Below are 25,351 nucleotides of genomic sequence, written 5' to 3'. Positions count from 1 at the left end.
CGCACTGTCCCCGGCTTCACTCCTCGCGGCGGGGCACGTCGTGCCGACCGAATCCGTAGCGGAGCCGGTTGGCCAGCCGCCGGGCGAAGCGGCCGGGATCGTCGCCGTCGGTCGAGCGCGACGAGAATCGCTCTGCCAGCGCCTGGTAGATCAGCGGCGTCGGCACCTCCTGTTCGAGGGCCTCCTGGACGGTCCAGGTGCCCGTCGAGCCGCCCTCGACGCGGTCGGCCACGTCTCCGAGGTCGGTGCCTTCCTCGCGGAACGCCTCCTCACACAGCTCCAGCAGCCACGAGCGGATGACTGCGCCGTTGTTCCACGTACGCGCGACCGATTCGAGATCGAGGTCGAAGCGCCCCTCCGCGAGCAGCTCGAACCCTTCGCCGTAGGCCTGCATCAGGGCGTACTCGACGCCGTTGTGGACCATCTTCACGTAGTGGCCGCTGCCGGTCGGACCCATGCGGTCGTGGCCCGCCGGTCCGGTCGCGACCGCGTCGAAGACGGGCACCAGTGCCTCGTAGGCCCACTCCGGGCCGCCGACCATCAGCGAGAAACCCTCTTCGGCGCTCGCGGGGCCGCCGGAGGTGCCACAGTCGACGTAGGCGGCGTCGGTGCGCTCGGCGCGCCGGAGCGTGTCGTGGAAGTTCGAGTTGCCGCCGTCGACGATCACGTCGTCGGCGTCGACCAGTCCGTCGAGTTCCTCCAGCGCGGCGTCGATCGGGTCGCCGGCCGGGACCATCAGCCAGATGCGCTTCTCCGCGTCGAGTTGCTCGACCACGTCCGGGATCGAGTCGGCCGGCGTCGCACCCGCCTCGGCGGCGTCGGCGACGGCCTCCTCGGAGATGTCGAACGCGACCACGTCGTGGCCGGCCGCGAGTGTCCTGTCGACGACGATCCGTCCCATCCGCCCGAGTCCGATAACGCCGAGTTCCATACCGGTAGCTCTCGGGGGCTGTGTGGTATGGATTGTGGTTTTCGGTTCCTCGAACTCGCCGGCAGACGGCCCATCGAAAGTGGCTACTGTCGCCGTGTCGCGTTCGTCGCCACCCGGAATAGCGACGGTCGCTCCAGACTGACGGCCGACAGTGTGAGAGCGGTCTTTTACTCTTCGTCGCGCATCTCGTCGAGGCGGCCGATCAGCTCGTCCTGGTCGGCGTCGGACTCGAAGCTGACGTCGCCGTCGTGGTCGTTGTTGTGGACGTTGACGGCCTCGTCCTCGTCGATGTCGTTGTCCTGATCCTTCTGTTCGGACTCGTCGTAGCTACCAAATCCCATGTCTAGACCCACACCAGTCAGCTACAAAAGCACCGTGGCTCGCCCGCGGTACGGCAGAGCGTCACGCTCGCGGCCCTCGCCGTCAGTGCTCGGTACGATGCCGCCCGACTATCCCAGTGCGATATCGAGGTACAGCATCACGACGACGCCGGCCATCGTCCCCAGCGTCGCGACGCGTTCGTACCCCCTGGTGTGCGTCTCGGGGACGATCTCGTCGCTGATGACGAACAGCATCGCCCCCGCAGCAAAGCCCATCGCGTAGGGCAGCAGCGGTGCGACGACGCTGACCGCGACCGCTCCGAGCACCGCCAGCGGGATCTCGACCACGCCCGACCGGATCCCGGCGAAGACGGCGTAGGCGCGACGATCCAGCCCGGCGTTGATCGCGGCCACGGAGACGGCCAGCCCCTCCGGCACGTTCTGGATCCCGATCGCGATCATCAGCGGGATCGCCTCTTCGACGTTGCCCGAGCCAAAGCCCACGCCGACGGCCAGCCCCTCTGGCATGTTGTGCAGCGTGATCGCCAGCACGAACAGGACGACCGCGCCGAGTCGCTCGTCGACGCCCGGCAGTCGATCGCCGGGGTCCGCGGCGTCGGTTCGCCGGCTGCCGGTCAGGAGGTAGTGTGCGTGGGGCACGAACCGGTCTGCCTGATCGAGAAAGAGGGCCCCGAGGACGACGCCGGCCAGCGTCGGGAGCGGGTCCCCGCCGGAGTACTGCTCGATGCCGGGGATGATGAGGCTCGTGAACGCCGCTGCCAGCATGACGCCCGCGGCAAAGCCAAGCGCGCCGTCCAAGGCCCGTTCCGACGGATCGCGCCACACCAGCACCAGCGACGCTCCGAAGAGGTTCATCGTGGCGATGACGATCCCGCCGACCAGTCCCTGGACCACCGGATCGGTCCCCACGACTCGGACGAACAGCTCCGGTATCGTCTGTAGCATACCGCACCCACTCCCGGGAGGATTTAACTGTTGTCGGATCCGTGGCGGAACGCTTTTGCTCGCGCTCGGCGCAGGCCGACCCAATGGACCGCAGGGCTCGCGGACTCGCGCTCGTCGGCCTCGGCGTGCTGGTGATCGTCGGCACACTCGCCGTCGGTGCCGTGACCGCGCCCGACCGGAGCGTGACCGACGGCGACGGGCGACAGACCCTCGTCGGCTCGCAGGGCGGTGGTACCGGCTGGCACGACTACGGGAGCGTCTACCTGGTCGACAGCGACGCGACCGCCTGGCGCGAGGACAGCGCCGACAGCTACTTCGACGTGACCATGCTCCCGAACGGGTCGGTGATGGCCGGGTTCATGCACTCTGGCTACGAGGCCGGCTGTGGCCCCTACGAGACGCCCTGTACGAAGACCGGCTTTCGGATCGTCGACCCCGACGCCGACGGCGGCCCGCGCGTCGTCTCGGAGCACGCCTTCCCGGTCCGTAGCGAGGGCAACAGCGAGGTCCACGACGTGGAACGGCTCCCCTCGGGCGAGTACCTCATGACCGACATGGACGCCGAGCGCCTCGTGGCCGTCCGTGGCGGCGAGGTGACCTGGGAGTGGCGAGCCAGCGAGCTGTACACCGCCCCCGAGGACCCGACCCGTCGCGACTGGCTCCACATCAACGACGTGGACGTGATCAACGAGAGCCACTACCTCGTCTCGGTGCGCAACGCCAACCAGCTCGTCGTCGTCGAGCGCGGCGCTGGTGCCGTCGAGGTGATCAACGCCGACCGTGGCGGCAGCGACGACAGCTGTCTCGTCCGGGGCGAACAGCTCGTTCCCGACGCCGAGGGCGACGTTCGGTGTGGCGATCCGGACGTGTTGAACCACCAGCACAACCCCCAGTGGCTCGGCGACGGGGCGGTGCTGGTCGCCGACAGCGACAACGACCGCGTCGTCGAACTCCACCGGACCGACAGCGGCGAGTGGGAGCCCGCCTGGACCCTGGAACGGGCGGGTGGCATCCAGCTGGACTGGCCCCGAGACGCCGACCGTCTGGCCAACGGAAACACGCTGGTGACGGACACGCTCAACACCCGCATCTTCGAGATCGACCGGAACGGCACCGTCGTCTGGAGCACGAAGACGCCCCGCATCCCCTACGAGGCCGAACGGCTACCCGAAGGCGAGCGGGTCGGCGGGCAGCGCTACTCCGCCGGAGAGACTGTGGGAGAGACGGACGACGACCCCTCGACGGCGACGCCGGAAACGCCGGGGGGCGACGTGCCCGTCCTCTCGCTGGGGATGACGGTGTTGCGCGCGGCCGTCCCGTCGACGCCCTTCTGGTTCGGCGAGGCCCACCTCGGGTTCTCGCTGGTCGGACTCGTACTGGTCGTCGGTGGCGGGATCGACCGCTGGCGTGCGCCGTGACGCCGTCGGGGGTCCGACGCCTTACAGCGGTTCGCCCCGGCCGAGCACCTTCCGCATCTCCATCGCGGCCGCGAAGTCCGTCCGCGAGACGACGCGGGTCCCGTCCGGCGTCGAGACGAACGCCTCGCTGGCCCGTGCCTGATCGAGTGCCACGAGCGCGTCGAAGGCCGGCATCGAGCCGTCGAAGGTCGGCAGGTCCGTCGCCATCAGGTCGGCGACGGTCGTCGTCTCTCGTTCCTCGGGCGCGACCGCCCGGAAGTCGTCGCCGCTGATGATCCCGACCACGTTCCCGTCTTCGACGACCGCGAACTCGGTGCGGCGGTCGGCGAACATGCGAGTCACCAGCTCCGAGACCGTGGCGTCGGCCTCGATGGTGGCGTCGGGCGCGGCCGCCATGTCGGTGACAGTCAGCCCCTCCAGCAGGTCACCCAGTGCGACGGTTCGAGACTCGCTGCTCGCGGCTCCGTAGATGAACAGCGCCAGCAACACGAGCATCGGATTGAACCCGCCGAGCAGGCCCGCCGCCCCGAAGAGGATCGCGAACAGCTTCCCGACGGTCGCAGCCGTCCTGGTGGCCCCGGCGTAGCTGCGGTTCCTGGCCAGCAGTGCCCGCAGGACCCGACCGCCGTCCATCGGGAACGCCGGGACCATGTTGAACACCGCGAGCACGACGTTGGTCACCGCGAGCCAGCCGACCACGAAGACGACCACGGGCTGGGAGGCCGGGATCACGAACAGCGCGCCGTAACAGGCAAGTCCGGTGAGGATGCTGGTGGCCGGTCCCGCGACGGCGATCCAGAACTCCTTGTTCCACTCGCGGGGGATCGCACTGAGGCTGGCGAGACCGCCCAGGATCCACAGCGTGATCGATTCGACTTCCAGATCGTAGCGCAGCGCGGCCCAGGCGTGGCCCAACTCGTGCAAGGCGACGCTGACGAACAGGCCGACGGCGGCGGCCGAGCCGATGATCCAGGGGATCGCGCCGTCGACGGTGAGCGCGTCGGTGTCGAGTGGCGCACCCGTCAGCCCCTCGATGAGGCCGGCGTACAGTTCGATCTGCTGGCCGCTGCCCAGCAGCCACGCGAACAGCGGCAACACGACGAGCAACGAGATGTGGATCTTGATCGGAATCCCCCACACCTGTGCGACTTTGAACGAGCGCATACCGGTAGCTATCGCTCCGCAGTGATACGTGTCGGGGTCGCGACAACGGGTCTGGCCGCTCCGCTCGTCGCGCGATCAGACGCCCGCGACGCCGAGCGCGCCGACGCCGCCGGGCAGCAACGGGCTGACGAGGGTCAACACGAGGACCGACGCGAGCCACGCGATCAGCGCGATGCCGGCCGCGTCGATCCACCCGCCGGGGTAGCGCCAGTTGATGATGCCCAGGTAGACGAAGAAGCCGAGCACCGTCGCCAGGAGCCCGCCCAGCAGCGGGATCCAGCCGACCAGCAGCGAGACGACGCCGACGCCGAGTGCGGCAAACAGCGCCGTCCACACCGCCTGCTCGAAGTCGCCGTCGCCGGTCATCACTCTCGCACCGACGTAGATGCCCAGCCCGCCGATCAGCAGGCTGACGAGGAACGTTACCACCGATCCGACGAGGCCGGAAAGTACCATGTGCGAAGGTCCTCGCCCACGACATACATACCTTCGGGCCGGTGGGTGCGCGGTGTCTGATCCGTCCGCGGTGCTTCCGTCTGGCTCCCGCCGGCAGCTACGCGATCACCAGCAACAGGAAGAACAGCGAGACGATCGAGGCGACTGTCGTCGCGAAGACGTTGACGGAGGCAAACGCCGAGTCACCGCCGAGTTCGGTGGCGTAGACGTACGTGGAGACGGCGGTGGGTGAGCCGAACATGACGAGCGCGGCGTTGCGCGTCAGCGCGTCGGCTCCGAACCCGGAGAACACGAGCCACGCGACCAGTGGCATCACCAGCACCTTCAGCCCGACCACCGTTGCGGTCCGGGTCAGCGGAATCTCGTGGCCTCGCGGGTCGAGCGAGCCCCCGACCGCGAGCAGCGCGACCGGGAGCGCGAGCGTCGACAGCCAGTCGAGCCCGGTCCCCGCGGCCGTCGGGAGGTCCAGCCGCAGCGTCGCGAAGGCGAGGCCGACGCCGAGTGTCAGCAAGATTGGGTTCGTCACGAGATTCCGGAGTTCGCCCAGGAAGTCGGCCTCGGTCTCGTTGATCCGGACGAGGACGAGGATCGTCAGCGGGATCTGGATTAGTGCCCCCAGTCCGAGGATGATGCTCGCGGTCGCCGCGGCGGTCGAGCCCAGCGTCGCCGCCACGACGGGCACGCCGAAGTACCCGAAGTTGCCGTGGTACGACTGGATCACGGCCACGCTGCGAACGTCGTCGTCGCCACCGCGGTTGCTCACCAGCGAGAGGGCGACCAGCGTCCCGATGACGACGACCAGTCCAGCCACGAGCGCGACCGAGAGCAGCTCGCCCAGTCGCTTGTCGTAGGTCGAAGTGAAGACGAGCGCGGGCAACAGGACGTAGAAGGCGACTTGTCCGAGTCGCTCGTTGCGAACGTCGGTGAGCACGCCGAGGCGGCGAGCGCCGAAGCCGGCGGCCACCAGCGCCAGCATGTAGGCGAACCGCCCCAGCAAATCGAGGTCGACGCTGGCCCCGAGTGCCCACAGCGAGTCCATATCGAGCCCCAGCCGATTGCCACGTTTGACTCTTTATCTTCGGCCGCCGCCGTCGCTCCTCTCGGGGACAAACGAAAGTGGTGACTCCCCCGAGGGCGACGCCACCCACATGGACTACGGCGTCTACCTCGTCACGCAGGCCAGCCACTCCGCAGAGCGGTCGACCCCCGAGATCGTCGCGGCGGCGATCGACGGCGGCGTCGATGTCGTCCAGCTCCGAGAGAAGGACCTCGCTGCGCGCGAGCGTCTCGCCGTCGGCCGTCGAGTTCGCGAACAGACTCGCGCGGCCGGCGTCCCGCTGATCGTCAACGACCGGATCGATCTGGCCCGGGCGATCGACGCCGACGGCGTCCACCTCGGCGACGACGACCTCCCGCTCTCGGTGGCTCGGGAGCTGCTGGGCGAGGACGCCGTGCTCGGGCGCTCGGTCTCGTTCGTCGAGGACGCCGTCGCCGCCGAGGCCGCCGGTGCGGACTACCTGGGCGTCGGCGCGGTGTACGCGACGGGGAGCAAGGACGACATCGACGACGACGAGCACGCCATCGGCCCCGAGCGGATCGCGGCCATCGCGGACGCCGTCTCGATCCCGGTCGTCGGCATCGGCGGCATCACGCCCGACAACGCCGCTCCGGTGGTCGAGGCGGGTGCCGACGGCGTCGCGGTCATCACGGCGATCACCGCCGCCGACGACCCCGCGGCGGCGACCCGACGGCTGGCCGAGACTGTCGACGACGCGCGGGAGTGACGCCTCGCTTCGTGACGCGACTCGCCAGCGGTGACGAGGTTCGCGACGGACGGTCACAATGGGGCGACGGCATCGTTCCGACGCCATTTTACCCCTGACTGGATAGTCAGTCGAACATGTCTACCGACGATCAGACGCCGTTCGATCGCTACCGGACGCGGATCGACCGGCCGCTGATGCGGTTGTTCGCAGACTACGGTACGTCGCGAACGCGCTGGCTCGTGCTCGGGCTGGTCGCGAACCTGCTGGCCCAGATGGCCTCGCTGTCGCCGCCGGTCGTCCTCGGGACCGCCATCGACGCGCTGTTCCGCGAGGAGACCAGCGAGTACTCGCTGTTGTTCCTGCCACAGGCCTGGATTCCCCCTGGAGAGGTCGCACAGTTCTGGCTCTCGGTGGCGCTGATCGCCGGCTCCTTCCTCGCGACGGCCCTTTTCACCTGGATCTACGGCGTCTCGGCGAACTTCTTCGCCCACGGCGTGATGCACTCCGTCCGCTCCGATAGCTTCGAGAAGATGCTCCGACTCGACGCCGCCTTCTTCGACGACAAGCAGACCGGCGAGGTGATGTCGATTCTGAGCAACGACTCCCAGAACCTCGAACTGTTCCTCGACAACGCGCTGATGAACGGAGTGCGCCTGATCGTGATGGTGCTGGGCATCGCCGCGATCCTCTTCGCGCTCAACTGGCAACTCGCGCTGGTGACCCTCGTGGCGATCCCGCTGATCGGCGGCTTCACGGTCTGGTTCATGCGGGTGATCGAACCCCGCTACGAGGCACGCCAGTCCGCGATGGCCGACTTCAACACCCACATCGAGAACGGGATCACTGGCGTCATCCTCGCGAAGGTGACCGGCAGCGAGGACTACGAGGTCGACCGCGTGCGTGACGCCTCACACGGCGTCTTCGAGACGACGATGGACGTGCTGAAGCTCTCGTACTTCTACCGGCCGGGGATGGAACTGTTGGCCGGCTTCTCCTTCGCCGCGACTTTCCTCGTCGGCGGCTACTGGATCATCTTCGACGCCCCGGGGCCGCTCACCGGCGAGTTGAGCGTCGGGGTCTTCGTCACCTTCGTGTTCATGACCCAGCGGTTCGTCGCGCCGCTGGCGGAGGTCTCGAACATCGTCGACCAGATCCAGAACGCGAAGGTCTCTGCGGCCCGCGTGTTCGGCCTGGCCGACATCCCGGTGCGGATCACCGACCGCGAGGACGCAACGCGTCTCGGCGACCCCGAGGGTCGGGTCACCTACGAGGACGTGTGTTTCTCCTATCCGGAGTTGTTGACCGACGACCACGGCCCCGCCGTCCCCGAGGACGAGACCGAGACCGACGGCGGGTTCGCGGCCCTCGACGGTGACGAGACAGACGAGGACTACGTGATCGAGCACGTCTCCTTCGAGGCCGACCCCGGCGAGACCGTCGCCTTCGTCGGCTCGACCGGCGCTGGCAAGTCGACGCTCTGTCGGCTGCTCTTGCGGCTGTACGACGTCGACGAGGGCCGCGTCGCGGTCGACGGCACCGACATCAGGGACCTCGAACTCGCGAGCCTGCGCCAGCACGTCGGCTACGTCTCGCAGGACGCGTTCCTCTTCGACGGCACCATCGGCGAGAACATCCGCTATGGCCGCTTCGACGAGCCCGACGAGGCCGTCCGCGAGGCCGCCAAAGCCGCCGAGGCCCACGAGTTCATCCAGCGCCTCCCCGACGGCTACGACACCCGCGTCGGCGAACGCGGCGTCAAGCTCTCGGGTGGTCAGCGCCAGCGTATCGCCATCGCCCGCGTCGTCCTGCAAGACCCCGAGATCCTCATCCTCGACGAGGCCACCAGCGACGTGGACACCGACACCGAACAGCGCATCCAGGAGAGTCTCGACGCGCTGACCGAAGACCGAACCACCTTCGTCGTCGCCCACCGCCTCTCGACGGTGATCGGTGCGGACACGATCCTGGTGCTGGAAGACGGCGCGGTCGTCGAACGCGGCGACCACGACACGCTTCGCCAGCAGGGCGGGCGCTACGCGGAGCTGTGGGGCGCACAGACTGGCTCGGAGTAATCGTCGTCTCGTCTGTGACCACATCTTGTGCCACCGCTCGCGTCGCTACCCGTCGTTTGCAGTGCAGAAATATCGCCTTTGCACGCCCGACCGGGCGGCTAGATCACTGAATGTGGCCTTCGTCGCGCAGCTGGTCGGCGTCCTGGCTGGTGTAGCGCCACTCGATGTTGGCCTTCTCGTCCTGCCAGTCCCACGGTTCCACGAGGACCACGTCGTCCGTCTCGATCCACGTCCGGAACTTCATTCGGCCGGGGATCCGACCCATGCGCTCCTTGCCGTCTTCGCACTGCACGCGTACGTGATTGCCGCCGTTGTGCTCTGTCACTACGGCGAACAGCTCGTCGTCGTTGGGCATTCGAAGGTTTCGACGCCCGGAATTCTCGCTCACAACGTAAAGACGAGCCCGAGACAGATAACTATTCGGCGAGACAAGGTAGCGTGTCACACGGACTGTGTGCGGTCGCTCTTCTCCCGCCGTTTGGTACCACCTTTCTGTGTGGCGACCCGCTAGAGCGAGTGATGACTGACTGGACAGCACGCGACATGCCGTCGTTGGACGACCGAACGGTCGTCGTCACGGGCGCGAACAGCGGGATCGGCTACGAGGCCACGAAGGCCTTCGCCCGGCGGGGCGCGACCGTCGTCATGGCCTGTCGGTCGACCGAGCGCGGCGAGCGCGCGGCACGCGAGATCGACCGCAGCGTCGCCAACGCCGACCTCGACGTGATGGCGTGTGACCTCGCCGATCTCGACGCCGTCGCCGACTTCGCCGAGGCGTTTACGTCTGCATACGACGAGCTACACGTGCTCTGTAACAACGCGGGCGTGATGGCGCTGCCCCGCGGCGAGACCGCCGACGGCTTCGAACGGCAACTCGGGATCAACCACCTGGGTCACTTCGCGCTGACCGGTCACCTGCTGGATACGCTCGCCGCGACCGACGGCGCGCGCGTCGTCACCCAGTCCAGCGGTGCCCACCAGAACGGCGAGATCGACTTCGAGGACCTCCAGGGCGAGCGATCGTACGGTCGATGGTCGGCCTACTCACAGAGCAAGCTCGCGAACGTCCTCTTTGGCTACGAACTCGACCGACGGGCCGACGAGGCGGGGATCGACGTGACGAGCGTGGTCTGTCACCCCGGCTACGCCGACAGCGACCTCCAGCGACGGGCCGGCGAGGCGGGGGCGGGGGCGATCGGCGCTGCGATCGCACAGGCCGCCAACGCTCTCGTCGCCCAGTCGGCGGCCCAGGGCGCACTCCCGATGCTGTACGCGGCGACCCACGACGAGATCTCCGGCGGCGAGTACGTCGGCCCCGGTGGACTGCTGCACATGCGCGGTGCGCCCGCGGTGCAGGATTCGAGCGCCCGTTCGTACAACACGGCGACCGCGAGCAAACTCTGGCACGTCTCCGAGGACCTGACCGGCGTCGAGTACGACTTCAAGGTGGCGGTGACGACAGGGTAATTCTGTCCGGCGGAGTCACTCCGAGAGAGCCCGCTGGGGAAGGATCTGCAACTCCGGTTCGTGCTGGATGCGGGCCTCGACGCCGAACACGTCGGCGAGGAGCTGCTCGGTGACGACCTCGCGGGGCGGCCCCCAGTCGTACAGCTGGCCGTCTCGCATCGCGACGAGGTTGTCGGCGAAGCGGGCGGCCTGCGCGATGTCGTGGAGGACGACGGCGACGGTCACGTCCTCGCGCTCGTTGAGCTGTCGGACCGTCTCCAGCACCCGAAACTGGTGGTGCAGGTCGAGGAACGTCGTCGGCTCGTCGAGCAAGAGCACGTCGGTCTGCTGGGCCAGCACCATCGCGATCCAGGCCAGCTGTTTCTGGCCGCCCGAGAGCTGCCCCAGTTCGGTGTCTCGCAGGTGTTCGACGCCCGCCTGCTCCAGGGCTTGCTCGACGGCCTGGCGATCCTCCGGGCCGACGGCGTCGAAAAAGCCTCGGTGAGGGTAGCGACCGTGGTAGGCCAGGTCTTCGACGGTGATCGAATCGGGCGACTCGTTCTCCTGGGAGAGCACGCCCAGTTCCCGCGCCAGCTGAGACTGCTGGAACGTCTGGATGTCCTCGCCGTGGAGTCGGACCGTCCCGGCCTCGGGTTCGAGGTGGTTCGCCAGCGCCTTCAGCAGCGTCGACTTCCCGCTCCCGTTGGGGCCGACCAGTGCCGTCACCTCGCCTTCCGGCACGTCGAGACGGGCACAGTCGACGACGGTTTCCTCGCTGGTCGGATAGCGCAAGTCGAGGTCCTCGGCGACGATCGCACTCTCGATCGGCACCCCGTCGGCGTCGGTAGCCCACTCCCGGACCGTTCCGGGCTGGTCGTCCAGTTCCGCCATCAGATCTCACCCATCTGTTGCTGTTTGCGCATCAGGTACAGGAAGTACGGGCCACCGATCAGTCCCGTCACCACGCCGACCGGGACCTGTACCGGACTCAGCGCGAGGCGTGCGCCCACGTCGGCGACGACCATCAGCGCGGGTCCGGCGAACAGGCAACCGATCATCAGCCGGCGGTAGTCGCCCCCGACGACGTTGCGCACGATGTGGGGGACGATCAGCCCGACGAAGCCGACGATGCCGGCGACGGCGATGGCCGTACTGGCCGCGAGAATCGCGACGCCGGACAGCAGGAAGCGCACCCGCTCGACTCGCATGCCGAGCGACTGAGCGGTGCGTTCGCCGAGCAGGAGGACGTTGAGCTGTCGCGCGCCGGCCAGCGCGAGCACGATCGCGAACGTCGCCGGAACGATCGACAGCCGCACCTGCTCCCAGTCGGTGCCGGTCAGCGAGCCGGTCGTCCAGGCGATCGCCGACTGGACGACCCCGAGGTCGTCCGCGAAGAAGAACAGGCCGGTCTGGAGCGACTGGAAGACGGTGCCGACGATGACGCCGGCAAGCACCAGCCGGACCGGACTGGTCCCGCCCTTCCAGGCGATCGCGTAGACGAGCGCGAACGCGACGGTCCCGCCGGCCGCCGCGATCAGCGGCAGGAACGGCGCGAGGCCGCTGAACACGACCAGCGTCAGCAGGACGGCCAGCCCCGCACCGGAGCTGACGCCCAGGATGTAGGGGCTGGCGAGTTCGTTGCGGGTCACCGCCTGGAAGATGGCACCCGAGACGCCGAGCGTCGCGCCGGTGACGACGGCGACGAGCACTCGCGGGAGGCGAATGTTCCAGACGATCAGCGATTCGTTGGACATCTCGGGCAACTCTCCGCCCAGCAGGAGGGCGTTCCAGACGGCGGGGTCGAAGACGATCGAGGGGTCGAACACGGAGCGCCAGGCCGCCGCGATCGTCATCGAGTACGAGCCGAAGCTCACCTGTAGCAGTCCCGCGAACACTGTGATCGCCGCGCTGGCGAGACAGAAGGCCGCGAGACGGCCGGTGAGCCAACTGCGCTGGTGGCCCGCCTCGGTGGGCGTGTCGGTTGGGTGGGTCCCGGCCATGTATGTTTTAGGTGTCCCTAACATCACTTGTATCAGTTCCGGTTTATTCGGCACACCTAAAAATCGCAAGGCATTTACCGTTTTAGGCAAGCCGAAAAGCAATGGCAGACGACCACTCCTCGACACGTCGACGGTTCGTCGCGAGTTCGATCGCCGCCGGGACGGCCCTCGCGGGCTGTGCGGGCAGCGACGCGACGGAACCAGACGGCAGCGACGGATCGACCTCCGACGACACGGCCCAGCCTCGGACTCGGACGGAGACGACGACCGACGCCGGTCACACCGCGACGCTGTCGCCGGCCGGTACGGTGTCGTTCGACGCCGTCCCCGAGACGGTGTTTACCGTCTACCCGCAGTACCTCGATATGGCCGTCGCGCTGGGTCACGGCGACGCGGTCCAGAGCGTCTACGTCCCCGAGATGTCCGGGACGACGATGAACCACTACTACCATCACCTCGACGGCGTCTCGCTCGATTGGGAGCGGCTGTCGGACCCGCTCGCCGACGGCTTCTCGAAAGAACGGCTGTACACCCACGACGCCGACGTCCACCTGACCGATCCGGCGTGGGTCACGACACAGGACAACTGGGACACAGACGACATCGAGGAGGTCGCGACCCAGCTGGGTCCGTGGTTCGGGAACTTCTACAGCGGGACCCACGGCCAGCCGCCCGAAGGGTACGACGACTACCAGTACTACGACCTCTGGGAGCTGTTCGGCGCGGTCGCCGACGTGTTTCGAGAGCGCGAACGCTACGAGGCGCTGGCCGCCGTCCACGCCGATCTCGTCGAACGGATCCAGTCACAGCTCCCGCCCGTCGAGGACCGGCCGACCGCGGTGCGTGCGACCCTCTCGGGCGACGGCGAGACTTTCTGGACGTACCACCTCAACGAGCCCGGCTACTGGCTGGCCGACACACGCCCGCTCGGTGCGACCGACGCCTTCGCCGATCAGGACTGGGGCGGCCTCTGGGGGACGGTCGACTACGAGACGATGCTGGAAGCCGATCCGGACGTGTTCCTCCACCTCTGGGGGATGACGCCCGACTACAGCATCACCGACACGCGCACGCGACTCGAAGACAGCGCCTCCGGCAGCCAGCTCTCGGCGGTCGAGAACGATCGCGTCTACCCGGCGGGGATGCGCTACCAGGGGCCGATCATGAATCTCTTCCAGCTGGAGATGGGTGCCAAACAGCTCTACCCCGAGATCTTCGGCGAGTGGCCGGCCTACACCGACGGCGATCACTACCCGGAGATCCCCGAGGGCGCACGGCTCTTCGACCGCCAGCGAGTCGCCGAGATCGTCACGCGCTGACGTGTCGACCGGCGGTGCTCGACCGAGACGTTCCACAGCCGACCGAACGATTCGACGCTGCTATACTCACTCCGAACACGACCCTGACACATGCCCGAACACTACGACGTACTGATCGTCGGCGGCGGCGTCGCTGGCCTGTCGGCCGGCGTCTTCACCGCTCGCGCCGACTTCGAGACGCTCGTGCTCGACGCTGGCGGCTCGATCCTCCGGCGTAACGCCCACTTGGAGAACGTCCCCGGCTTCCCCGCCGGGATCGACGCCCGCCAGTTCCTCGATCTGCTGGGCGAACAGGTCCAGCGGGCGGGAGCCCAGCGGCGGCTGGCGACCGTCGAGACCGTCACCCACTCGTCGGACGGCTTCACCGTCGAGACCGACGCCGGAGAGCGGTACACGAGCGACTACGTGATCGCGGCGACGAAAAACGAGACGAGCTACCTGAGCGAGATCGACGGCGTCGGTCTGCTCGACCGGGGCAAGACCTTCGTCGACACGGACGAGCACGGACGCACCGGCGTCGAGGGCCTCTACGCGGCCGGTCGGCTGGCCGAGAAACCCCACCAGGCCGTCGTCTGTGCCGGCCACGGGGCCGAGGTGGCCGTGACGCTGCTGACCGACGACGACGCGCCGTTCTACCACGACTGGGTCGCCCCCGAAGGCTACTTCACCGACCGCGGTCGCGACCTGCCGCCGGGATGTGAGGAGATCGACGCCGACGAACGCCGTCGGCGGGAAGAACGGGCTCGGGAGCGACTACGCGAGACGCTCGCCGAGCCCCACCCGGAGCCGCCGGAGACGCACCCGAGCCTCACCGAGTGACGCCGTCGTCGCTACTCTCTGTCTCTGCCCTCGGCTCGCCTGCGCCAGCGGCGCTGTAGCCGTCGCTCGCTGACGTGTCGTTCGCCGTCGGCGAGGTCCGCCCGAATCGCCGCTTCGAGCGTCGCTACGTCGTCGACGAACCCCGTCCGGGCCGCGTCGACGAGTTCGTAGGTCCACCGGTCGTCGACGAGTCCCGCCGGGAGGATGTCCTCTCGCAACGCCTCGGCGTACGCCTCGTGGCCCGCCTCAGAGAGCAGTTCGCGGGCGGCCTCGAAGTGGTCCATCCCGTGGCCGATGCTGTGGTGACAGGCCAGCAGCGACCCGTACCCTCGGTGGACGTGTTCGACACCCAGCTGCAGCCGGTGCAAGGCCGCCCGTTCGGTGTCTGTCAGCTCGGAGCGGTCGACACTGTGTGACATATGTTACCGTACGTACTCCGGTGCCGAAACCGTTCCGCCCGTCGAGGACCCGATCTCGCCGCGTGGTGGGCGTCACACGAACGCCAGACGGTCGTCTGACGAGGCTATTTATCTGCGGGGTTCGTCGCTCCCACCCGATGGACGAGGCGTACCTGGATCTGGAAGCCGTGGAGCTCGAACTGGACGAGGAGCTGCTCGACGCGATCGACGAGAAGGCCTTCGCCGAGCACCGCGACAACCGCGAGGCGGCGATCCGCGACCTCCTGGACGAGTGGCTCAAAGAGCGCGACGGGGAGTGACGCCGCCGGACGCGTCGCCCGGTTTAGGCGGTGCGAAAAAATATAAAAATTTTGAAAAGTTTGAAGTGGGTCGGGGACGAACCACTGAGTATGAGTCAGAAACAGTCGACCCTGAAGCAGGCCGGTACCGTCGAAGCCAGCGAAGCACTCCGACTCGAACAGGAGAAAGTCGAGCAGATCGTCGACGCGCTCAACGCCGACCTGGCGAACGTCTACGTGCTGTACCACCAGCTCCGAAAGCACCACTGGAACGTCGAGGGTGCCGAGTTCCGCGATCTCCACCTGTTCCTCGGCGAGGCCGCAGAAGAGGCCGAGGAGGCCGCCGACGAACTCGCAGAGCGCGTCCAGGCGCTGGGCGGTGTCCCGCACGCGAGCGCCGCGACGCTCGAATCCGAGGCGACCGTCGAGCCCGAGGACGAGGACGTGTACGACATCCGAACCTCGCTGGCCAACGACGTAGAGGTGTACGGCGAGATCATCGAGTCCGCTCGGAGCCACATCGAGCTCACCGAGGGACTCGGCGACCACGCCAGCGCACAGATGCTCCGCGAGCAGCTGGTCGAGCTGGAGGACGCGGTCCACCACATCGAACACTACCTCGAAGACGACACGCTCGTCACCGAGAGCGCGATGCAGTAAGCGTTCGGCGATCGACACCCCACACTTTTAGGCGCGACTAAACAAACGTCGAACAGCGACGGGACTCTCGTCTGCCGGCGGCCGCGATCACCCGAAGCTTTAATTTTAGGTGTGCCTAAAATACGGGTATGGCAACGACGACTGCGCCCGACGACCGCGCGGGCGAGCCGGCGACAGATCGCCCGTCGATCGACGTGTGCGAGACCTGCCCCGGGACGCGCACCTTCATCGAGTCGGACAACACGGAGGGGTGGATCGCGACGGACCTCGTCGTCGACGTGCGCCGCTGAGCCCGATGAAGCGCGTCGCTCAGTACCTGGTCGTCGTCTACGATCGAGAACGGACCGACGGACCGCCGGTCGAGCCGGGCACCGTGGCACGGACGATGGGTCGCTCTCCGTCGGCAACCACGGAGATGCTCCAGCGCCTCGCAGACGACGGACTCGTCGACTACGAACCGTACGAGGGCGTCACGCTGACCGATCGCGGGCGCGAGCGGGCGACCGAGCTGTACGACACCTACCGGACGCTGTCGGCGTTCTTCGAGGAGGTGCTCGAACTGGACGCTCCGGAACGAGAGGCCCGCGAGGTCGTCGACACGGTCAGTCCCATCGTCGCCGACCGACTCGACGACCTCCTGCTGGACGGCGACGAGAGCGTCCCGGCCCAGTGACACGGCGGCGAGTGCTGCCGCAATTACCGTTTGTCAGCCCGACGCAGACGGTGCGAGCGACGGTCTCGCCTCGCCGATCAGTCCTCGCCGGTGAACTCGACTGCTGCCTCCAGTTCGATCTCGATGCCGTCGCCTTCGAGAGTCGCCTCGTACTCGGTCGCGTCCTCGATCTCGGCTTCGAGTTCGGCCGTGTCCAGTTCTACCTCGACTTCCACGTCGACGGCGACGTCTTCGGAGTCCATACGTAGTCACTCGACCCGACGACACTACACCGTTACGACGCTCCCGCCGATCGGCAATCTTTTAGGCTAGCCGAATCGAGTGTGGGCGATGAGTGACCGGTTCCGTGTGACGGTCGAACACGACGGCGAGACCGAGACGGCGCTGTTCTCGGACGGCGAGTGCGCGCTCTCGGCCGGCGACGCGACCGTCCGGTTCGACCTCGGTGAGAGCGCGTCGGACGACGACGGCCCGGTGGTCGGAGACGACCCCAGACGGATCGTCGACCTCGACGCGGTCCCGTCGGACTCGACCATTCGGTTCGAGGCCCGCGGCCCGTCCCACGGCGTCGACTGCATCCTGCGGCGGATCGACGACGCGGTCGTCGCCTGGCGCAACTCCTGTCCCCACCGACCGGAGGTCCCGCTCGATCCGGGGACCGGCGCGATCGTCCGCGGCGACGATCTCGTCTGTCACAAACACGGTGCGCAGTTCTCCGGCGGCGAGGGGACGTGTACGCACGGTCCCTGTGCCGGCGACGCGCTCGACGCGGTCGCCGTCGCGGTCGACGACGACGCGGTCTACCTGACCGACGACCGGTTCGAGTCGGCCCGCGTGCTCGGTCAGTAGCGCTCTTCGACCGACGAACTGAGCACCTTCGCGGCCGTCAGGACGGGGTCCCAGACGGGCGAGAACGGCGGCGCGTAGGCCAGGTCGGACCGCTCCAGTTCTCCCACGGTCGCGTCCTGTTCCAGCGCCACCGCGACGACGTCGATCCGGATCGCCGCGCGGTCGGTGCCGACGATGGTCCCGCCCAGCAGCCGGCCGCTGTCCCGGTCGGCGACCAGCGTCACCGTCGTCTCGGCCCCGCCGGGATAGTAGCCCGACCGCGAGCCGGCGGTGATCGTCTCGCTGACCGGATCGAAGCCGGCGTCGCTGGCCGCTTCGGGATCGACGAGACCGGTCCGGCCACACTCCTGCTCGAAGGCTTTGACGACGGCGGTCCCCGCGATGTCGCCCACCGGCGTCGGGTCGCCTGCGACGGTCGCACCGATCGATCGCCCCGCCCGGTTCGCAGTCAGGCCCAGCGGCACCCAGTCGTGCTCGCCGGTGACCGCGTGGCGCATCGTCGCACAGTCGCCCGCCGCGTAGACGCCGCCGACGTTCGTCCGGCCGTAGTCGTCGACCGCGACGGCGTCGGCGACCCCGGTCTCGATCAGCGTGTCGGCGAGGAGGTCCGTGTTGGGGCGGATCCCGATGCCCACGAGCGCCAGATCGATCGCCAGCGACGCGCCGCCGGCACAGACGAGGCGCTCGACTCGGCCGTCGTCGCCGTCGAGGCGCTGGACCTCCTCGCCGAGGTGGAGCGTGACGCCCTCGGCGGCGAGTTCTGCCTCGACGACCTCGGCGACCGCTTCGCCGAAGGGCGGGAGGACGTGCTCGCCACGCTGGAAGAGGTGAACGTCCAGCCCGTGGGCGCTGAACGCCTCTGCCATCTCGATGCCGACGTAGCCCCCGCCGACGATCGCCACGGTCTCGGGGGGCTCGAACGCGGCGTAGCGCTCGACCGGTTCCCGGTCGACGAACTCCTCGCCGCCCACGTCGGCGACGGCGTCGACCGCCGGATCGAGCAGGTGCGCACGGACGGCCGCGGCCGAGTCCAGCCCGTGCATCGTGTGGACGCCGTCGAGACCGCTCCCCTCGATCGGCGTCGTGACCGCACGCGCGCCGGTCCCGATCAGGAGGTCGCCGTAGGGCTGTTCGAGACGGTCGCCCGCGCTCGTCTCGACGGTGAGGACGCGTTCGTCGCTGTCGATCGCCACGACCTCGTGCCCTCGTCGGAGGTCGATCCCGCGCTCCCGGATCTCCGCGGGCGACAGCGACAGCAGCTCGTCCAGCCGTTCGACCTCGCCTTTCACGAAGTAGGGCATCCCGCAGTGCGAATAGGACACCCACGACCCCTTCTCGAAGACGATCACGTCCCGCTCTGGCTGTTCGCGCTTGCACTTGCTGGCGGCGCTTAGGCCGGCTGCGTCGCCACCGATCGCGACGAACGGATCTGGCATGGTTCGAGGTTCGACGGCCACCGCCTTAGCACCGGGGTGCGGTCGAGCAACTCCTGTGGACTCACCGATCGGATCGGGGCGGGGTGTAGAAGGTGACCGTCCGCAGCGGCTCGTCGCCGTCGTTCTCGATCGCGTGGGCCTCGCCGGCCTCGATCAGGAGCAGGTCGCCGGGCTCGATCCGATCGTCCGCGCCGTCGACGGTCGCGACGCCCGTGCCCGCGACGACGTAGCACCACTGGTCGCTGTCGGCGTGGACGTTCTCCGGGCCACCGACGGTTCGGCCCGGCTCGACGGTCATCTCGGCGGCCTGGGCCTCCTCGGTCTCCATCGCGATCGAGAAGTACTGCTCGAAGTCGAGGTGGGCCTGTCGCATGTCCGCCCGTCGACCCGGCCGCCGGAAATTCGTTTCGTCCCGTCGGTCACCCCTCGACTGCGAGTCGCTCCGCGACGAACGCCGTCGCGTCGGGTACGACACGAGCGTACCGGACGACGCTGTCCAGTCTCGGCTGCAGCCGCTCGGGCGCGACTCTGGACGGCGACCGGTCGAGCCGCTGCCGGACGCCAGAGAGCACCTCGATGGCGGGCGTCGCCAGCGCGACGGCAAGCGGCTGTGGCGTCGCGGCGACGGCGTCCTCGACGGCACTCACGGCCGACGCGTGGGCCGACTGCACCGTCTCCTCGGTCACCGCCGTCCGGTAGTCGCCGCTCTCGATCTCCGTGACGACCCGGTCCAGCGCCTCTGCTGCCACTAGCCCGCGCCCCGACTCGATCACGGCCGTCGCGTAGTCGTGGCGATCGCGGGCCTGAGCCGCGTGCTCCGTGCGCCAGTCGACGGCGTCGGACGCCTGCCGAAACAGATGCCGGGTCGGCGGCTCTGTGGCGGCGTCGGCGTCCAGCACCGACGCTTCGGCGTCGACGTACTCCGCGACTCGATCTCGGGTCGCCCGAACGGAGTAGTCGAGGCGCTCGCTCGCCGCCGCCAGGTGGGACCGCCAGGCGGTGCCGTCCGTGGCGTCGACGAAGGCGTCTCGTAGCCGACGCGCGTCGGCGGTCTCGACCCCGGCCGTCTCGACGGCCTCCCAGCGGTCGCCGACGGCGAAGACGGCGGCCTGTGGCGGTTCGGCGAACGGCGAGCGCGGGCCGAGCCGCTCGCGTGCCGTGTCGAGCAGCGACTCGACGGTCCCGAACCCGACCGTCGCAGCGACGGGATCCGGGGCTCGATAGTCGAGACTCGCTTCGACGGCCGCACGCTCGGCTCGGACCTCGTCGTACCGATCGCGATACGCCCCGCGGTCGGCGTCGCCGCTCGCCGCTTCGTACGCTCGCCGGACGTTGACGGCGTCCCCACGACGGTCGCGCCACGTCGCCAGGCGCTCTCGGGGCGCTCCCTCGGCCGACGAATCCAGCTCCGTCGCGACTCGCGCTCGCTGCTCGCGCAGCTTCTCGGTTATCGCGCCGTTGGGCACGGACAGCTCCGGCGGTACGCGCTCCAGGGTCTCACGCGCCGCTGTCCGGTGGTGCTCGATCGCACTGCTCGGGACGGACAGCGGATTCGTGGCCGGCACCGACGGCGCTTCGCGTTCTCGAATCGCCCGCGCGATCGCGTCGTCGTCGATCTCCGGTTCGTCGTCCCCGTTCGACGGGAGCGCCGAGCAGCCCGCCAGCGCGCTTGTTCCGACCCCGATCGCCGTCAGGAACCGACGGCGACTGAGCCGGGTCATGGCGCTCCCTCCGTGGGATCGAACGGCTCCGGACGCGGTGGCCGGCCGCAACTGCTGCTCGTGCCCGCGCCGTGACCGGAGAATCGATCGCCGGCAAACGGGAACCTGATCGCGAACCCCGTCGTCTCGTAGGCCGTGGCCCGACACTCCACGTCGGCGGGTCGCAGCGTCCGGCAGAACTGCGCCGACGGCCCGCTGGCGTCGACTTCGACCCACTGGAGACGAACCTCGGAGCACGCTCGAATCGCCGTCGTGAAGAGGTACACCGACTCCTCGCCGTCCAGCGCCGTCGCCTCGGCGAACGACGCCAGCGTGCGTGCCTCGCTCGTCTCCGCGAACGTCACGTCGTCGAGATCGTCGCCGCTGGTGAGATAGGTGTGCCTGTACACCGGCGGCCGATCGTCAGTCTCTCTCGGCGTCGGGAGCGTCTCGCCTTCGGTGAACAGCGCTTTCCCGTCCGGATTGCGGACCGACGCCACCTCGTACTCCGTCACTCGCTCTCGGCCGTCGCCGGGCTGTTCGTCGCTCGTCTCCGCGTTCCACTGGCAGCCAGCGAGCGCCGCGACAGTACCGCCTGCGATCGCCGCGAGACACTCGCGGCGGGAGGGCTCGACCATGTTCTCTCCTCCGACCACACCTCACAAACGTCTTGGGGACGCCCACTCCGGACTGCGCTGGCCGTCGCCTCACCGGCGCTGTCAGGACAGCGTCACCGTCTCGCCCAGCGTCGGCGCACTGGCGTCGTGGCCCTCGGCTCGCAGCTCTCGGGCGAACGACTCACAGCGGTCCCCGTGGTTGATCAGCAGCCGGCTGTCTCGGTACGCGTCGAGGAACGACAGGAGCCCCTCGCGGTCGGCGTGGGCAGAGAAGTCGTACGCCTCGACCTGCGCGCTGACGGGCATCACGCGGCCGTCGATCTCGGCGCTGCCGGTTTCGAGGAGGTCCCTGCCCGGCGTCCCCTCGACCTGGTAGCCGGTCATGGCGATCGTGTTGACCGGCTGGTCGGCGATCGCCGGGACGTAGGTCATCGCCGGCCCGCCCGAGAGCATCCCGCTCGTGGTGACGACGACGGCGTTCTGGTCGGCGATCCGTCGGCGCTGGCCGTCCCGGCCGTCGACGAAGCGGGCGTTCGAGACCGCGCCGCGGAAGGCGTCGGCGTCCCGGAGGAACGCGGGGTGGTGGCGCAACTGCTCGATGACCCGCTGGCCCATCCCGTCGACGTAGCAGTCGATGTCGTGGGCCGCACAGACGAGCATGATCTCCTGTGTGCGGCCGATGGCGAAGGCAGGGACGACGACGGTCCCGCCCTGCCAGACGGTCGTGCGCAGCGTCTCGACGAAGGACGCTTCCACGTCGCCCCGATCCTCGTGGCTCACGTCCGAGTACGTGGACTCACAGATCACGGCGTCGGCGTCGGGGCGGTCGGTCGTCGCCGGGACGAGGCGCTGTCCGCTCACGGGCGCTTCGCGCCCGTTCGCGCGGCCCGAGGCGGCGTCGCCGCCTCGACGCTCGTCCGTGTGGAAGTCCCCGGTATAGAGGAGGCGCGTCTCACCATCTTCCACGAGGACGTGCGCGCTCCCCGGGATGTGGCCGGCGTCGTAGAACGTCACCTCGTAACCGGCCGCCTCGAACGGCTCGCGGTAGCCGTGGGTCGCAGAGACCTCGCCGATCCGGCGCACGTCGTTCTCGGTGAAGGGACACCGCGGGCTCCCGCCGTGTAGCTTGAGCGTGTCTTCGGCCAGCGTCAGCGCGAGCTCTCGGGTCGGTGGCGTCCAGTGGACGGGGGGCTGTTCGGTCCCCGAGAGCAGCGCCGGCACCGCGCCGACGTGGTCGAGGTGGCCGTGCGAGACGACGACGGCGTCCGGGTCCACGTCGCCGACGGGGTACTGCGGGGGCGACTCGCTGGCCATGCCGTAGTCCAGCAACAGCGAGTCGTCGATCAACACGGCACTGCGACCGATCTCGCCGGCTCCGCCCAGAAACTCGACCTGCATCGATCAATCCTCACGCCGCTGGCGCTTTCCCTCCATCGATCCGCGCACCCGACCCCGCGGACCCACTCAGATACTCCGCTCGCCGGTGCGATCCTGCTCGGTCTCGACGAGGGCCTCGACCTCGCTCGCCGAGATCGTCGGCAGCGGGCCGGGGACGGTCCGGGTCAGCGCGGCGGCGGCGGTCCCGTAGGCCAGCGCCTGCTCCGTCGGGGCGTCCTCGTACAACTGGTGGAGGTAGCCGCCGAGGAAGCCGGCGTGCGTGCCGCTGGCGTCGATTACGTCGGTCTCGATGGCGTCCTGTTCGTGGACGACGTTGTCGTCCCAGGCGACCGCACCGCGCCCGCTGCGGGTGATCACGACCTGCTCGAAGTCGCCCTCGGCGGCGAGCGAGTGGGCCAGCTGCCGGGCCTTGCCAGAGCGGTCGAACACCGCCTGTGCGTCCTCTTCGTCCGCGACGAGTACGTCGATCGCGTCTTGCAGGGAGAGGAGCGCCTCGCGGGCGTCCGCAAGCGACCAGAGGCCGGACCGGTAGTCCAGATCGAACACGCAGGTCCCTTCGCAGGCCCGATAGAGTGCCTCCGTGGTCCGCCGGGCCGTCGGCGAGAGCGCGGGCGTCGAACCGCTGACGAAGAACACGTCGGCGTTCTGGACCATCGCCATCCGCACGTCTTCGGTCGACACCGTAGCCAGCGCGGTGTCGCCCCGGTCCTGGACGGTCACGTCGTCTCTGGGTGGGCTCCCCCGTTCGACGAACTGCAGTCCCTGCCGGCCGTCCTCGTCCCAGACCACCTGCGTCTGGAGCCCGTCGCCCTGCTGTTCCAGTTCGGCGACGACGCGCCGACCGAGCACCGTGTCGGGGAGCTTCGACAGCCAGACGGCCGGCGCACCGAGTCGCGTGGCCGCGACGGCGGCGGAACTCTCGGTACCGTCCGCGTGCAGCGATACGTCTGTCGCCGTCTCCAGGCGCTCGTGGTCCGGCGGGCTCAGTCGCAACGCGGTCTCTCCGAACGTGACGAGTCGACTCATGGCCAAGCCATCGACGGCCGGGGGTTTAGTTGCCACGGGCGTCACGGCGCGCGATTTCGATCGATCGCAGCGGCGTCTGCCGGCGGTCCGCGACGCGGCGAGGGACGTGCCCTCGCCGGGAGCCGCTATGTCCGACGACCGCTGTGGCCCGGATAGTCCCGCTCGAACCGGTCTTCGAGCTCGCCGCGGTCGATCTCGACGACGACCGGTCGACCGTGCGGACAGGCGTAGGGGTTCTCACAGTCGTCGAGCGCGGCGAGCAACTCCCGGATCGAGCCCTCGGTCAGCGAGGTGTTGCCCGTGATCGAGGGGTAACAGGCCAGATCTGCCAGTAGCTCGTCGGCGGCCGCCTCCACCGTGTCGGCGGCCTCGTGCTCGCCCGCGACGAACGCCGCCAGCACGTCCTGGACGAGTTCGGGGCCGGCGGCGTCGGCGATCACGCCGGGGACCGTCCGCACCTCGACGGTCCGGTCACCCGTTCGGTCGGCGTGAAAACCCAGCCGCGCGAGCGCCTCGACGCGGTCCTCGAACACCGCGGCCTCCCCCGCCGTCAGTTCGAGTTCGACCGGCTCGGCGAGCGCCTGCGTCGCCGTCTCGCCTTCGAAGGCATCTTTCAGCCGTTCGTAGTTGATCCGCTCGTCGGCCGCGTGCTGATCGATCACGACCAGTCCGTCGTCGGCCTCCGCGACGACGTAGGTCTCGTGGAGCTGCCCGAGGATCCGCAGGGCCGGCAGCGAGTCCAGCGACTGGGTCGGTTCCTCGCCGCCCAGCCGGGCCTGCCGGTCGTCGCCGCGGAACTTCCGCTCTGGGTCCGTGTCGCGCCCGGAGCGGGCACGTCCGCGGTCGGCGTCGCTCGTCCGAGTCGATCCGTTCGTCTGGCTCGACTGCGCGCTCGTCGATGGCTCGTCCCGTCCGCTGGACGCGCTCGACCGACTCCGCGACGAGGCGGTGTCCGCCGCGCTGTCGCCCGTCGCCGTCGCGTCGGGCTGTCCGCGGTCGCCGCTTTCGCCAGCAGATGTGCCACTCGCTCCGTCGGCGGTTCGATCCGAAACCGAGGTGTCTGGACGGCCCGTCTCGCCAGCCGAGTCGTCGCCGGACTGCTCTCCGTCGGCCCCCGCGCCGTCTGTGGCGTCGGTCTCGTCGTCCACTCGCCCGGACTCTGGCGTGATCTCGGTCTGCTCGGCGGCCGAGCGGCCCCGCGGTGCGCTGGAGCGGACGAGCCCCTCGGAGAGCAGCGCCGACTGGACCGCGTGCTCGACCTGCCGACGGACGCCCTCGTCGTCTGCGAAGCGAACCTCTATTAGTGAGTTAGCAATTTTTTGTGAGAGCGTCTCCACCCCAGCGGCTTGACTAGGAGAACACGATAGAGCACCCATAACAAAGTACCTGTAAAGGTTAAGTACCGTGTCCATGAAAACCTAATGTAATGGCTTTAGAATACCGCCCCATGCCGGGTGCTAACCGGGATGACGACTCGGGAAAATATACGGAAACATACCCACCTGACGCCTTCATCGCTGCACTGGAAGCGGAGGGTGGTTCAGCAGGAACACAACCGATAGCGGACCGCGTGGGGTGTTCCTACGAAACGGCCTACAAGAAGTTGCGTTCACTCGCT

General features: G+C 68.7%; 28 protein-coding genes and 1 pseudogene. 11 read left to right on the top strand and 18 right to left on the bottom strand.

Annotated elements, in window-relative coordinates; translation table 11 throughout:
- Positions 1 to 16: 16 nt before the first annotated feature.
- From AC5FRZ_RS15030 to AC5FRZ_RS15020, 3 genes are all read right to left on the bottom strand, one after another.
- On the bottom strand, positions 17 to 964 hold the full coding sequence (locus AC5FRZ_RS15030; RefSeq protein ID WP_493565091.1) for a decarboxylating 6-phosphogluconate dehydrogenase: 948 nt from the start codon (positions 962 to 964) through the stop codon (positions 17 to 19).
- A 134-nt stretch (positions 965 to 1,098) separates the two neighbouring features.
- A complete protein-coding gene (locus tag AC5FRZ_RS15025; protein ID WP_012807936.1) occupies positions 1,099 to 1,272 on the bottom strand; it encodes a DUF5786 family protein in 174 nt (57 codons plus the stop codon).
- A gap of 108 nt (positions 1,273 to 1,380) precedes the next feature.
- The gene (locus AC5FRZ_RS15020) at positions 1,381 to 2,217 is read right to left on the bottom strand and encodes a ZIP family metal transporter (RefSeq protein ID WP_153554540.1); all 837 of its coding nucleotides are present in this window, start codon (positions 2,215 to 2,217) and stop codon (positions 1,381 to 1,383) included.
- 83 nt (positions 2,218 to 2,300) lie between these two features.
- Between AC5FRZ_RS15020 and AC5FRZ_RS15015 the strand changes: the two genes are divergently transcribed.
- Complete coding sequence (locus AC5FRZ_RS15015; protein ID WP_493564990.1) at positions 2,301 to 3,635, top strand: aryl-sulfate sulfotransferase; 1,335 nt, start codon at positions 2,301 to 2,303, stop codon at positions 3,633 to 3,635.
- 21 nt (positions 3,636 to 3,656) lie between these two features.
- Here the strand turns inward: AC5FRZ_RS15015 and AC5FRZ_RS15010 are convergent, their stop codons facing one another.
- The 3 genes from AC5FRZ_RS15010 to AC5FRZ_RS15000 form a co-directional block, all read right to left on the bottom strand.
- The gene (locus AC5FRZ_RS15010; RefSeq protein ID WP_208627270.1) at positions 3,657 to 4,799 is read right to left on the bottom strand and encodes a site-2 protease family protein; all 1,143 of its coding nucleotides are present in this window, start codon (positions 4,797 to 4,799) and stop codon (positions 3,657 to 3,659) included.
- Positions 4,800 to 4,874: 75 nt separating this feature from the next.
- Positions 4,875 to 5,255, bottom strand: coding sequence for a hypothetical protein (locus AC5FRZ_RS15005; protein WP_153554537.1), 381 nt, complete (start codon positions 5,253 to 5,255; stop codon positions 4,875 to 4,877).
- A gap of 97 nt (positions 5,256 to 5,352) precedes the next feature.
- A complete protein-coding gene (locus AC5FRZ_RS15000) occupies positions 5,353 to 6,294 on the bottom strand; it encodes an AEC family transporter (RefSeq protein WP_170092667.1) in 942 nt (313 codons plus the stop codon).
- A 109-nt stretch (positions 6,295 to 6,403) separates the two neighbouring features.
- Between AC5FRZ_RS15000 and thiE the strand changes: the two genes are divergently transcribed.
- Both thiE and AC5FRZ_RS14990 read left to right on the top strand, forming a co-directional pair.
- Positions 6,404 to 7,039 carry a thiamine phosphate synthase gene (gene thiE / locus AC5FRZ_RS14995; RefSeq protein WP_493564989.1) on the top strand — a complete coding sequence of 212 codons (636 nt, stop codon included), beginning with the start codon at positions 6,404 to 6,406 and terminating at the stop codon, positions 7,037 to 7,039.
- A gap of 116 nt (positions 7,040 to 7,155) precedes the next feature.
- Positions 7,156 to 9,093, top strand: coding sequence for an ABC transporter ATP-binding protein (locus AC5FRZ_RS14990; protein ID WP_493564988.1), 1,938 nt, complete (start codon positions 7,156 to 7,158; stop codon positions 9,091 to 9,093).
- Between the two features lie 103 nt (positions 9,094 to 9,196).
- Here the strand turns inward: AC5FRZ_RS14990 and AC5FRZ_RS14985 are convergent, their stop codons facing one another.
- Entirely contained in the window at positions 9,197 to 9,481 is a 285-nt protein-coding gene (locus AC5FRZ_RS14985) for a translation initiation factor eIF-1A (RefSeq protein ID WP_153554531.1), read from the bottom strand.
- A 131-nt stretch (positions 9,482 to 9,612) separates the two neighbouring features.
- Between AC5FRZ_RS14985 and AC5FRZ_RS14980 the strand changes: the two genes are divergently transcribed.
- On the top strand, positions 9,613 to 10,560 hold the full coding sequence (locus AC5FRZ_RS14980) for an oxidoreductase (protein WP_493564987.1): 948 nt from the start codon (positions 9,613 to 9,615) through the stop codon (positions 10,558 to 10,560).
- Between the two features lie 15 nt (positions 10,561 to 10,575).
- Here the strand turns inward: AC5FRZ_RS14980 and AC5FRZ_RS14975 are convergent, their stop codons facing one another.
- On the bottom strand, positions 10,576 to 11,430 hold the full coding sequence (locus tag AC5FRZ_RS14975) for an ABC transporter ATP-binding protein (RefSeq protein ID WP_493564986.1): 855 nt from the start codon (positions 11,428 to 11,430) through the stop codon (positions 10,576 to 10,578).
- A complete protein-coding gene (locus AC5FRZ_RS14970) occupies positions 11,430 to 12,539 on the bottom strand; it encodes a FecCD family ABC transporter permease (protein ID WP_493564985.1) in 1,110 nt (369 codons plus the stop codon). The genes AC5FRZ_RS14975 and AC5FRZ_RS14970 overlap by 1 nt, the downstream gene beginning before the upstream one ends.
- A gap of 101 nt (positions 12,540 to 12,640) precedes the next feature.
- On the opposite strand from AC5FRZ_RS14970, the gene AC5FRZ_RS14965 reads away from it, so the two are divergent.
- Positions 12,641 to 13,858: an ABC transporter substrate-binding protein gene (locus tag AC5FRZ_RS14965; RefSeq protein WP_493564984.1), complete on the top strand. Its 1,218-nt coding sequence runs from the start codon at positions 12,641 to 12,643 to the stop codon at positions 13,856 to 13,858.
- Between the two features lie 90 nt (positions 13,859 to 13,948).
- Complete coding sequence (locus tag AC5FRZ_RS14960; protein ID WP_372480151.1) at positions 13,949 to 14,677, top strand: NAD(P)/FAD-dependent oxidoreductase; 729 nt, start codon at positions 13,949 to 13,951, stop codon at positions 14,675 to 14,677.
- Between the two features lie 11 nt (positions 14,678 to 14,688).
- Here AC5FRZ_RS14960 and AC5FRZ_RS14955 read toward each other — a convergent pair whose 3' ends face one another.
- A complete protein-coding gene (locus tag AC5FRZ_RS14955; protein ID WP_493564983.1) occupies positions 14,689 to 15,096 on the bottom strand; it encodes a hypothetical protein in 408 nt (135 codons plus the stop codon).
- A gap of 137 nt (positions 15,097 to 15,233) precedes the next feature.
- Here AC5FRZ_RS14955 and AC5FRZ_RS14950 point away from each other — a divergent pair, with 137 nt between their 5' ends.
- The 4 genes from AC5FRZ_RS14950 (at position 15,234) to AC5FRZ_RS14935 (ending at position 16,707) form a co-directional block, all read left to right on the top strand.
- Positions 15,234 to 15,395, top strand: a complete 162-nt coding sequence (locus AC5FRZ_RS14950) for a ribbon-helix-helix protein, CopG family (RefSeq protein ID WP_170092657.1) — start codon at positions 15,234 to 15,236, stop codon at positions 15,393 to 15,395.
- Positions 15,396 to 15,485: 90 nt separating this feature from the next.
- On the top strand, positions 15,486 to 16,034 hold the full coding sequence (dpsA, locus tag AC5FRZ_RS14945) for a DNA starvation/stationary phase protection protein DpsA (RefSeq protein WP_170092656.1): 549 nt from the start codon (positions 15,486 to 15,488) through the stop codon (positions 16,032 to 16,034).
- 128 nt (positions 16,035 to 16,162) lie between these two features.
- Positions 16,163 to 16,324 (top strand): hypothetical protein, encoded by a 162-nt coding sequence (locus tag AC5FRZ_RS14940; protein WP_493564982.1) that lies wholly within the window; start codon positions 16,163 to 16,165, stop codon positions 16,322 to 16,324.
- A gap of 5 nt (positions 16,325 to 16,329) precedes the next feature.
- Positions 16,330 to 16,707, top strand: coding sequence for a metal-dependent transcriptional regulator (locus AC5FRZ_RS14935; protein ID WP_493564981.1), 378 nt, complete (start codon positions 16,330 to 16,332; stop codon positions 16,705 to 16,707).
- A gap of 77 nt (positions 16,708 to 16,784) precedes the next feature.
- Here AC5FRZ_RS14935 and AC5FRZ_RS14930 read toward each other — a convergent pair whose 3' ends face one another.
- Positions 16,785 to 16,949, bottom strand: coding sequence for a hypothetical protein (locus AC5FRZ_RS14930; RefSeq protein ID WP_170092654.1), 165 nt, complete (start codon positions 16,947 to 16,949; stop codon positions 16,785 to 16,787).
- A gap of 88 nt (positions 16,950 to 17,037) precedes the next feature.
- Here AC5FRZ_RS14930 and AC5FRZ_RS14925 point away from each other — a divergent pair, with 88 nt between their 5' ends.
- The gene (locus AC5FRZ_RS14925) at positions 17,038 to 17,556 is read left to right on the top strand and encodes a Rieske (2Fe-2S) protein (protein WP_493564980.1); all 519 of its coding nucleotides are present in this window, start codon (positions 17,038 to 17,040) and stop codon (positions 17,554 to 17,556) included.
- Here AC5FRZ_RS14925 and AC5FRZ_RS14920 read toward each other — a convergent pair.
- The 7 genes and pseudogenes from AC5FRZ_RS14920 to AC5FRZ_RS14890 all read right to left on the bottom strand — a co-directional run.
- Positions 17,550 to 18,992 carry an FAD-dependent oxidoreductase gene (locus AC5FRZ_RS14920; protein ID WP_493564979.1) on the bottom strand — a complete coding sequence of 481 codons (1,443 nt, stop codon included), beginning with the start codon at positions 18,990 to 18,992 and terminating at the stop codon, positions 17,550 to 17,552. The genes AC5FRZ_RS14925 and AC5FRZ_RS14920 overlap by 7 nt on opposite strands.
- A gap of 61 nt (positions 18,993 to 19,053) precedes the next feature.
- On the bottom strand, positions 19,054 to 19,365 hold the full coding sequence (locus tag AC5FRZ_RS14915) for a cupin domain-containing protein (RefSeq protein ID WP_493564978.1): 312 nt from the start codon (positions 19,363 to 19,365) through the stop codon (positions 19,054 to 19,056).
- Positions 19,366 to 19,411: 46 nt separating this feature from the next.
- Positions 19,412 to 20,713: a hypothetical protein gene (locus AC5FRZ_RS14910; protein WP_493564977.1), complete on the bottom strand. Its 1,302-nt coding sequence runs from the start codon at positions 20,711 to 20,713 to the stop codon at positions 19,412 to 19,414.
- Positions 20,710 to 21,330: a hypothetical protein gene (locus AC5FRZ_RS14905; protein WP_493564976.1), complete on the bottom strand. Its 621-nt coding sequence runs from the start codon at positions 21,328 to 21,330 to the stop codon at positions 20,710 to 20,712. The genes AC5FRZ_RS14910 and AC5FRZ_RS14905 overlap by 4 nt, the downstream gene beginning before the upstream one ends.
- 81 nt (positions 21,331 to 21,411) lie before the next feature.
- The gene (locus tag AC5FRZ_RS14900; protein WP_170092648.1) at positions 21,412 to 22,707 is read right to left on the bottom strand and encodes an MBL fold metallo-hydrolase; all 1,296 of its coding nucleotides are present in this window, start codon (positions 22,705 to 22,707) and stop codon (positions 21,412 to 21,414) included.
- Positions 22,708 to 22,773: 66 nt separating this feature from the next.
- Positions 22,774 to 23,733: a sugar kinase gene (locus tag AC5FRZ_RS14895; protein WP_372480160.1), complete on the bottom strand. Its 960-nt coding sequence runs from the start codon at positions 23,731 to 23,733 to the stop codon at positions 22,774 to 22,776.
- A 125-nt stretch (positions 23,734 to 23,858) separates the two neighbouring features.
- A pseudogene (locus AC5FRZ_RS14890) lies at positions 23,859 to 25,034 on the bottom strand (DNA mismatch repair endonuclease MutL); the annotation flags it as partial.
- Between the last annotated feature and the right edge of the window lie 317 nt (positions 25,035 to 25,351).

It is taken from the genome of Halomicrobium sp. HArcht1-1 (assembly GCF_058933285.1).
The sequence above is the reverse complement of the archived record's forward strand: the minus strand, read 5'-3'. Positions and strand labels throughout refer to the sequence as shown.

Excerpts from the sequence above, each read along its gene's own strand:
- AC5FRZ_RS15025 (WP_012807936.1), bottom strand. The coding sequence starts at position 1,272 with ATGGGATTTGGTAGCTACGACGAGTCCGAACAGAAGGATCAGGACAAC.
- AC5FRZ_RS15020 (WP_153554540.1), bottom strand. The coding sequence starts at position 2,217 with ATGCTACAGACGATACCGGAGCTGTTCGTCCGAGTCGTGGGGACCGAT.
- AC5FRZ_RS15015 (WP_493564990.1), top strand. The coding sequence starts at position 2,301 with ATGGACCGCAGGGCTCGCGGACTCGCGCTCGTCGGCCTCGGCGTGCTG.
- AC5FRZ_RS15010 (WP_208627270.1), bottom strand. The coding sequence starts at position 4,799 with ATGCGCTCGTTCAAAGTCGCACAGGTGTGGGGGATTCCGATCAAGATC.
- AC5FRZ_RS15005 (WP_153554537.1), bottom strand. The coding sequence starts at position 5,255 with ATGGTACTTTCCGGCCTCGTCGGATCGGTGGTAACGTTCCTCGTCAGC.
- AC5FRZ_RS15000 (WP_170092667.1), bottom strand. The coding sequence starts at position 6,294 with ATGGACTCGCTGTGGGCACTCGGGGCCAGCGTCGACCTCGATTTGCTG.
- thiE (WP_493564989.1), top strand. The coding sequence starts at position 6,404 with ATGGACTACGGCGTCTACCTCGTCACGCAGGCCAGCCACTCCGCAGAG.
- AC5FRZ_RS14990 (WP_493564988.1), top strand. The coding sequence starts at position 7,156 with ATGTCTACCGACGATCAGACGCCGTTCGATCGCTACCGGACGCGGATC.
- AC5FRZ_RS14980 (WP_493564987.1), top strand. The coding sequence starts at position 9,613 with ATGACTGACTGGACAGCACGCGACATGCCGTCGTTGGACGACCGAACG.
- AC5FRZ_RS14975 (WP_493564986.1), bottom strand. The coding sequence starts at position 11,430 with ATGGCGGAACTGGACGACCAGCCCGGAACGGTCCGGGAGTGGGCTACC.
- AC5FRZ_RS14970 (WP_493564985.1), bottom strand. The coding sequence starts at position 12,539 with ATGGCCGGGACCCACCCAACCGACACGCCCACCGAGGCGGGCCACCAG.
- AC5FRZ_RS14965 (WP_493564984.1), top strand. The coding sequence starts at position 12,641 with ATGGCAGACGACCACTCCTCGACACGTCGACGGTTCGTCGCGAGTTCG.
- AC5FRZ_RS14960 (WP_372480151.1), top strand. The coding sequence starts at position 13,949 with ATGCCCGAACACTACGACGTACTGATCGTCGGCGGCGGCGTCGCTGGC.
- AC5FRZ_RS14955 (WP_493564983.1), bottom strand. The coding sequence starts at position 15,096 with ATGTCACACAGTGTCGACCGCTCCGAGCTGACAGACACCGAACGGGCG.
- AC5FRZ_RS14950 (WP_170092657.1), top strand. The coding sequence starts at position 15,234 with ATGGACGAGGCGTACCTGGATCTGGAAGCCGTGGAGCTCGAACTGGAC.
- dpsA (WP_170092656.1), top strand. The coding sequence starts at position 15,486 with ATGAGTCAGAAACAGTCGACCCTGAAGCAGGCCGGTACCGTCGAAGCC.
- AC5FRZ_RS14940 (WP_493564982.1), top strand. The coding sequence starts at position 16,163 with ATGGCAACGACGACTGCGCCCGACGACCGCGCGGGCGAGCCGGCGACA.
- AC5FRZ_RS14935 (WP_493564981.1), top strand. The coding sequence starts at position 16,330 with ATGAAGCGCGTCGCTCAGTACCTGGTCGTCGTCTACGATCGAGAACGG.
- AC5FRZ_RS14930 (WP_170092654.1), bottom strand. The coding sequence starts at position 16,949 with ATGGACTCCGAAGACGTCGCCGTCGACGTGGAAGTCGAGGTAGAACTG.
- AC5FRZ_RS14925 (WP_493564980.1), top strand. The coding sequence starts at position 17,038 with ATGAGTGACCGGTTCCGTGTGACGGTCGAACACGACGGCGAGACCGAG.
- AC5FRZ_RS14920 (WP_493564979.1), bottom strand. The coding sequence starts at position 18,992 with ATGCCAGATCCGTTCGTCGCGATCGGTGGCGACGCAGCCGGCCTAAGC.
- AC5FRZ_RS14915 (WP_493564978.1), bottom strand. The coding sequence starts at position 19,365 with ATGCGACAGGCCCACCTCGACTTCGAGCAGTACTTCTCGATCGCGATG.
- AC5FRZ_RS14910 (WP_493564977.1), bottom strand. The coding sequence starts at position 20,713 with ATGACCCGGCTCAGTCGCCGTCGGTTCCTGACGGCGATCGGGGTCGGA.
- AC5FRZ_RS14905 (WP_493564976.1), bottom strand. The coding sequence starts at position 21,330 with ATGGTCGAGCCCTCCCGCCGCGAGTGTCTCGCGGCGATCGCAGGCGGT.
- AC5FRZ_RS14900 (WP_170092648.1), bottom strand. The coding sequence starts at position 22,707 with ATGCAGGTCGAGTTTCTGGGCGGAGCCGGCGAGATCGGTCGCAGTGCC.
- AC5FRZ_RS14895 (WP_372480160.1), bottom strand. The coding sequence starts at position 23,733 with ATGAGTCGACTCGTCACGTTCGGAGAGACCGCGTTGCGACTGAGCCCG.